The organism is Methylobacterium terricola (genome assembly GCF_006151805.1).
GTDB lineage: Bacteria > Pseudomonadota > Alphaproteobacteria > Rhizobiales > Beijerinckiaceae > Methylobacterium > Methylobacterium terricola.
This window is the reverse complement of the sequence record NZ_VDDA01000073.1, coordinates 1-6,940: the sequence shown is the minus strand read 5'-3', so window position 1 is coordinate 6,940 and position 6,940 is coordinate 1. Positions and strand designations below refer to the sequence as shown.

Annotated in this window: 5 protein-coding genes; 3 read left to right on the top strand and 2 right to left on the bottom strand. The window is 62.9% G+C overall.

The window, feature by feature from the left end:
• Positions 1 to 73: 73 nt before the first annotated feature.
• On the bottom strand, positions 74 to 1,759 hold the full coding sequence (locus tag FF100_RS36365) for a methyl-accepting chemotaxis protein (protein WP_139040867.1): 1,686 nt from the start codon (positions 1,757 to 1,759) through the stop codon (positions 74 to 76).
• A gap of 1,772 nt (positions 1,760 to 3,531) precedes the next feature.
• Here FF100_RS36365 and FF100_RS38785 point away from each other — a divergent pair.
• The 3 genes from FF100_RS38785 to FF100_RS36345 all read left to right on the top strand — a co-directional run bounded on the left by FF100_RS38785 (position 3,532) and on the right by FF100_RS36345 (position 6,019).
• Positions 3,532 to 3,789 (top strand): DUF4160 domain-containing protein, encoded by a 258-nt coding sequence (locus tag FF100_RS38785; RefSeq protein WP_425463391.1) that lies wholly within the window; start codon positions 3,532 to 3,534, stop codon positions 3,787 to 3,789.
• Complete coding sequence (locus tag FF100_RS38245; RefSeq protein ID WP_246102789.1) at positions 3,770 to 4,630, top strand: hypothetical protein; 861 nt, start codon at positions 3,770 to 3,772, stop codon at positions 4,628 to 4,630. The genes FF100_RS38785 and FF100_RS38245 overlap by 20 nt, the downstream gene beginning before the upstream one ends.
• A gap of 750 nt (positions 4,631 to 5,380) precedes the next feature.
• Positions 5,381 to 6,019 carry a hypothetical protein gene (locus tag FF100_RS36345; RefSeq protein WP_139040865.1) on the top strand — a complete coding sequence of 213 codons (639 nt, stop codon included), beginning with the start codon at positions 5,381 to 5,383 and terminating at the stop codon, positions 6,017 to 6,019.
• 273 nt (positions 6,020 to 6,292) lie between these two features.
• Here FF100_RS36345 and FF100_RS36340 read toward each other — a convergent pair whose 3' ends face one another.
• Positions 6,293 to 6,622, bottom strand: a complete 330-nt coding sequence (locus FF100_RS36340) for a four-helix bundle copper-binding protein (RefSeq protein WP_139040864.1) — start codon at positions 6,620 to 6,622, stop codon at positions 6,293 to 6,295.
• Positions 6,623 to 6,940 lie beyond the last annotated feature (318 nt).

The window sequence follows — 6,940 nt, the reverse complement described above, 5'->3', positions numbered from 1 at the left end:
CGAGTTGCCAATTAAGGCTGTGACTGTATGCATCCATGGCGGCATATGCCGCTGTACTCCAGACTTGAGAACATCAGGCTGCCCGCACGGTGTCGAGGAAGCGCGCCACCTCGGCCGAGAGGTACTCGGACTGGCGCGATAGCTCGCCGGCAGCTCCAAGGACCTGTGAAGCTGCTGCTCCCGTATCCTCAGATGCACGTGCCACACCCACGATATTGCCGGTGACCTCGCCGGTGCCGGCCGCCGCCTGGGAGACGTTGCGGACGATCTCCTGGGTTGCCGCGCCCTGCTCCTCCACCGCCGCCGCGATCGAGGTGGCGACGCCAGAGATCTCCTCGATCCGCGCCGTGATCTTGCCGATCGCGCTCGCTGCCTGACCGGTTGTCGCCTGGATCGCCGCGATCTGGCTCGTGATCTCCTCGGTCGCCTTCGCGGTCTGGCCGGCGAGTTCCTTCACCTCGGCGGCCACCACCGCGAAGCCGCGGCCGGCCGCACCGGCCCGGGCCGCCTCGATCGTTGCGTTCAACGCCAGCAGGTTCGTCTGGGCAGCGATCGACGAGATCAACCCGACCACGTTGCCGATGCGAGCAGTCGCCTCGGTCAGCGCCCGGACCTGATGCGCGGTCTGCCCGGCCTCAGCGACGGCGGCTTGCGCCAGCCGAGCCGAGCCGTCGACCTGACGGCCGATCTCCTGGACGGACGCGCCGAGTTCTTCAGCCGCCGCCGCGACGGTGCCAACGTTCGCGGACGCCTCTTCGGCCGCCGCTGCGACGGCGGTGGACTGAGCAGCCGTCTCGGTTGCGGTGGCGGTCATGGTCTGGGCGGTGGCCTGCAGCTCGGTCGCTGAAGCAGACACCATGCCGACGATGGTGCCCACCGCAGCCTCGAAGCTGTCAGCCATCTGGCGCATACCGGCGCGGCGCTGCTCCTCTGCTGAAGCGCGGGCAAGCGCCGTCTCCTCTTCGAGCTGACGCGTGTGGATCAGGTTGTCTTTGAACACCTGAACCGCTGCAGCCATGGCGCCGATTTCATCCCGCCGATCGCCGTAAGGAACACGCGCTGTAGCGTCCCCGGAGGCCAGGACGCGCATCATGTCGGTCATACGGGTCAGGGGGCGCGCGATCCGCAGCAGGCCGAAGAGCATTGCGCCTAGAGCCGCAGCCAGAGCCAGGCCGACAGCCGCGGCTGACACCAGTGTGGCTGCGGCCGCAGCTGTGACGCTGGCATCAGCATCATGTTGGGCACCGCGTTCGTTCAGGGCAACAATTCGATTGAGCGCCTCACGCATCGCATCGTAAATAGCAACGTTTTGTGTACTTAAAAGCGTCTCCGCTGCCTTACTTATTTGGTCAGCTATGACAAGACGTAGGATCTCTCTTGCGGCTTGGTTATATTTTGTCCAATCAGCAGAAAAACTCTCATAGAGTGCACGTTCTTCCGCTGATGATATGAGCGGTTCGTATCGAGCCTTTGCCTTAGCGGCACGATCAACGCTCATTTCAAATTGGTTGCGATTGTCCAGGCGGTGCTGCTCGTTATTTCCATCGCTGATGAGCCGGTACTGTTTAATGCGAATTTGATCAATCTCGGCTCGGATTGCATTAGTGGATGAGACAGACGGTATCCAATTTTGTGCGACTTCAGCAACGCTGTGCTGTATGCTGGACAGCTTGATCAAAGAAATAGCGCCTTGAGCGCAGGAAATAAGCGCCAACCCAGCGAATAGGCCGGCCAGCGTGGTTTTGATTGTGAGGCGCATTGGAGAAGTGCCGGCGCATGAGTGGCCGATCGATCCGCCGCGTGCGCTACCGATCAGGTCTGGTGACTATCTACATTTTAGTTTCATCGTTAAATAAATGATTAATTGGCAATTTATAACATGTTATATTGAGTAACATTTGTTAGATCATGTCGGTTTCTGCGTGTGTTCTTTTATCGACATAAAGGATGGGATTAGGTCAAATCGTATGGCGTTCGTGACGCCGCTGCCTCGCCCATGACGGAGGCCGCACAGAGATTGCGGGGGCTCGTAGCGCTTCGGCGAGGCGGCCCCCTGCTCCTCAGGGCCATCCCGCAACCGCTTCTCTGCTCTGCCCGATCGCACCGACTGGTGGGTGAACAGCTGCGAGGCTGATCATCCCGCCCCAGTGAGGGCGCCGACTCCACCAAAGTTTGACGAACCGTTGCCGTTCGTGCCGAATGCCAGCTTGGGCGACTCGCATCCTGTGGGTCGCTGAGGAGAACACCGCCGCAGCAGTGAGACCCTAGAACGCCAAACGGCCCCTCTCCTTGCCGGGAGAGAGGCCGTAGCGCCGCCGAAGCGGGTATCGGAATGGGTTGCACCTCCGATATCGCCAGACACTCCCTCCGGAGTCAAGCTTGAACCTTGGTTCAGGCAACGGTGGTGGCTTGCCTAGTGAACGGAGCGCTTGCCGGCGCCTCCGATCGATCTGCCGCGGCCCGAGAGGGCCGAACGATGACGTGTGCCTACCGCTTGCCGCGCTCTGTCGCGGACAGGCTTGAGACGGCCCTGCGTGGCCGGAAGAACGCGGCTGCCTGCCTTGCCTTGGCGACGTGGCTCGGGCGGTTCTGGAGCGCCCCCAGGCGGCTCCTGTACTCGTTCCCGATCGACAGGCGGGCGATCGCCGGCCGGGAGGATCTGGGGCTGTCTGAGGCTCGGGTGCGCGGCGCGCTCGCGGTCCTGGAGGAAATCGGCTTCGTCGCCCGGTACGAGCCCGACCCGGGCAAGCGGTATCAGCGCACGGCCGAGGGGCTGCACAGGCGCCCGCTGCTGTTCCGGTTCGCCGAGGAGTACGCCGTAGCCTTCACGGCCGCGAATGCGCGGGCTCAGGCGGCCCGTGGAGCCCCAGCGCCCGCTCGGCGCCCAATCCCGCGTCCTGAGCCCAAACGGGCGCCAGCGGCCAACGTCGCCGCCCCCAGGGGTATGCCATCGGCCCAAGTCGCCCAAAAACAAACCCCAGGCGGAAGCCGATTGATTATGGGCGAGATAGGATCTGACGAGCGAAAGGGTCCTCTCGAAGCTGCATTGGCACGGTGGGCGCAAGGTGTAAAAATGCAATCAGAACTTTAATTCTGACGCCAAGCCTCGTTCTTACCTCAAATGGAGACGGCTTCAAATGAACGAAGAGATCAAGAAAGCGGTGCGCAAATTGGACGACGCGATTAGGAACGTTAAGCAAATCGAGACCTGGGCGCTACATGGTAGCGGAAATGACAAGAACGGATATTTTCACAGAATAAGAGTCGACGCCGGTCGAACATATCGCGAGATAGAAGAGGCTAGTAATATGCTCAAAAAGCTGGGGTAATATAACCTCAATCCGTTGTCGGATCGGAACTGTCGCAAGCTCTGCCGAGGGGCAGGGTCGACCTCGACCGATCAGGCCGAATGAGAATTCGCGCGGGTGGTGGGACTGGCCGAGCCATGCCGCAGGCGCAGACGAACGTTCGACAAACTGGACAAGGCGCCCATATTGCGCTGGTGCACCACGTGCACTATGTTCGTGCCATGTGAAGGGCCCATGCCGCGTGCCGACGTTCAAGAAATTCGACAGCTTCAGGCTTGAGGTGCGATCCCGGGATCACAACCCGCCTCACTTCCACATCCTGAGCAGCGATTTCCACGCTCTAGTCGATATCCGGACCCTCCAAGTGATTGAGGGGACATACGATCGAAAGGCGCTCGCGGAAGCCGTGGCCTGGGCCGTGGACCAGACGGAAAACCTGTTGAACGAGTGGAGGCGTCTCAATGAGCGACTACGGGACTGACATCGTCACCGTCGGCCGTGCGCTCCCCAAGCTGGCGGGCGTTGAGCCTGGCAACGGCCGGTTTGACGTGCGCGTGACATGGGCTTCTGGCGAGCGCGCCGGCCGCACGGACACGGTCGACCTCGCCCCAATGATCTTCACCTTCAAGGTGTTCAAGCCGCTGCGCGATGGCACCGTGGCCTTCGATGCTGTGCGCCTGGGCGACTACGGCGCCTCAATCGTATGGCCGGACAACGACGACCTCGACATCGGCGCTGATGCCATTGAGGAAATGGCGTCCGAGGCCATGACGAATGCCGACTTCGAGGCTTTCCTAAAGCGGAACAGATTGACCTTCGACGCCGCTGCAGCACAGCTCGGCATCGCCCGTCGGCTGGTGGCCTACTATGCCAAGGAGCGGGAGATCCCGCGCTATATCGCGCTCGCCTGTCGACAGCTCGACCTCATGCTAGGCGCAGCGGATGAACAGGTTCCGGCAGCCGGCGAGCCATCTGTGGCGGGTGGCATGATGCATATGCATTCCATGGCGGCTCATGCACGTAGTCACGACTTCGATGATATGGCCCATGCACGAGGTTACTACGTCCCTCATCTGGAACGGGGGTGCTTGCTCGCATCCGGTCCCATTGTATCCACCCCTAGTGTTTGGGCCACCGCACCCGAAAACATTCATCGGATGGGCCTCGCCGGGATGGGCGCCGCTGGAACACAGCGTTTCGTGATGCCGCATCTGTCGGGCAAGGCCTGGCAATCGACAGCTAGCAGTGGCGCCATCCCTGCGGATGAGGTCAAGGATTGGATGATTAAACACGGCGCTAAGCAGCGCTCTACGGACGAGTAGGGCGATGAGGGGTGGGATTTCAGGTCGGCGGCACCCTGTTCTCTGAACGGCGTTCAATGTAGGGTCTGAGCGATATCCTACACTTAGGAGCCGTCATGAGCCGCGGGCTGGGGATCAGGCAACGGGCGTTCCTGTCGGCCCTGGCTCGCCTCGACGGGGACGGGGTGCCGCGGTGGCGCACACCGGCGGAGGTGCTGGCCGTCATGGGGCCGCTGCCGCTTGGCCGCGCCGAGAGGGCAGAGCGGCACTTCGACCGGGCCGACCGCGCGCAGCTCGCTCATCTCCGGGAGCTTGTCGCTGCGGGGTACCAGTTCGCCGTCGGCGGTATCGCCGTGCACGAGGATCGGATTGCGGAGCGGGAGCGGCGGTGGCGGTGGGGTACTCCTCAAGCACCCAACACGGCCCGGATATCCCGCAGGGCCGGGGAAGCAGCCAATCCGTCCAGGGTTCTAGCCCTCCTGGCTAAGCGCGGGCTCGTGGAGCGAGAGGCGCATTGCGGGCCGGGATCGCGGGTGCGTTTGCTAAAGTAGGGGAAAGTAGCCAACAGATCGGATTTCGGACGGCGATCCAGTTTGATTTTTAATCAAGGATTTTCAAGGCGGCAGGGCCGTGGCCACCCGTCTGAAATAGAGGCGGATAGACGGCAGCGCTCAGAAACAATCCGGGCTTGCGGGTATCAGCGAATGACAGGAAATGAGTACATTCTAGGCGGTTCGCCACGGAATTTCGGAATACAGCGGGAGTTTCAAAATGGGCGGCCTCGGCAGCGGACGATCGGGTGGCAGGCCTACGGTCGAGAGTTCGCTGGCTCTGCCGATGCGGACGCTGCTCGAACACAGGGGCGAGCGCCGGGAATGGGCTGGCGAACTGACCTACACGCGCAACGGCTACCCCTCGGGGAGCCTCCGGTTCGCCATCCGGCTCGATCCTGAGAGCTATTCCGGGGTCGTTGCGGTACGGCACCAGCGGCAAAGCCCATGGGGAGATGTCGAGGCGCCCGAGCCCTATGCGATCAAGCTGACGGCCACGGATCAGCCCTTCGGCGGCCTGCGGTGGTGGCTGATATGCCCCCTGTCGGGGCTGCACTGCGCCAGCCTGTTCCTGCCCTACGGCGCCCGGAAGCTTGGATCCCGGCAGGCCTACCGGCTCGGGTACGTCAGCCAGCGGCAGAGCCCGCATGATACGTCGATTGAGCGGGTGCGGAAGCTGCGGAAGAAGATCGGCGGCGGCGACAACATCACGACACCGCTCCCGCTCAAACCGAAGTGGATGCGCTGGCGCACTTATGATCGGCACGTGGCCGCGATCAGGGCGGCAGAGGGACCGCTGCTGACGCACTCGCTCGCGGCCCTGGAAAGCCTCAGGAAGGGTCTTCAAAGGAACGCCTGAGGCGGGCGCAAACACCAAAGCAAATCAAAGCGCCCGCACGCGCGGAAGCACGGGCGGAAGCACGGGCGCCAAAACGCCTGAGGGCCGGGAGCGGGCCGGACGGGCGAACTGGAAGCATGGTCGACACACGGCCCGGGGGATCGCGCTCCGGGGGATGATCGCGAAGGCGGGGCGCGACCTGGACGAGATGATCCGGGCGGCTGAGACGGCTATGGATGTCGGGCGGGGCTGATCGCGGCGAGGGTCTGCCCCGGACCTCGAGCGGATCCCGCGCTAGGCGGCCATCTTGCGGCAAGACGCTTCACAAGCTCTGCATGCCTGAACGCAGGCATCCATGTCGCCGACCTCCTCACACGACGCGGCGCAGGCCGCGCAGACCTCGGCGCATGCGCTGCACTGGTGCTTGTGCAGAGCGGTGCCGATCAGCATGAGGTGGGCGCTCGATCGGCAACTCTCGGCGCAAGCCATCATCAGGCGGAAGTGCTCGGGCTCGACGTGCTTGCCGCCGGTCTCCAAGCAATGCGTTGAGGCCATGCTCAGGCAGGTCTGGTAGCAACGCAGGCAGACGTCGATGCAGGCTTGCATGTCGGGATTGGTCGGCATGGATCGCTCCGAAATGTGTTGGAGCCTGAGTGATGCCGGCAACAGCTATCGGATAAAATTACTCACGTTGGTATTGCTGCACTGGATACCGAGTCAGCGTGACCGTTACGCCCTCCGCTCCGCGCTCTGGTACGAACAGCGTCTGCCAAACGGGCATCAAGACCATCGCAGCCGGTCCGCACATTCCGGGCACTTAGAGCGCCTAACAGAACGGCACGATCGGGTCTGTTGGGCGTTGGGGTGGTATGGCTCGCCCGCTTCTTCCCGACGACCTCTGGTCTGCGATCGCCCCGCTTCTGCCGCCGCACCCGCCTCGCC

What these genes read in the sequence shown, in the direction of transcription:
- FF100_RS36345 (WP_139040865.1), top strand. Translation starts at nt 5,381, where the DNA reads ATGGGCGGCCTCGGCAGCGGACGATCGGGTGGCAGGCCTACGGTCGAG.
- FF100_RS36340 (WP_139040864.1), bottom strand. Translation starts at nt 6,622, where the DNA reads ATGCCGACCAATCCCGACATGCAAGCCTGCATCGACGTCTGCCTGCGT.
- FF100_RS38245 (WP_246102789.1), top strand. Translation starts at nt 3,770, where the DNA reads ATGAGCGACTACGGGACTGACATCGTCACCGTCGGCCGTGCGCTCCCC.
- FF100_RS36365 (WP_139040867.1), bottom strand. Translation starts at nt 1,759, where the DNA reads ATGCGCCTCACAATCAAAACCACGCTGGCCGGCCTATTCGCTGGGTTG.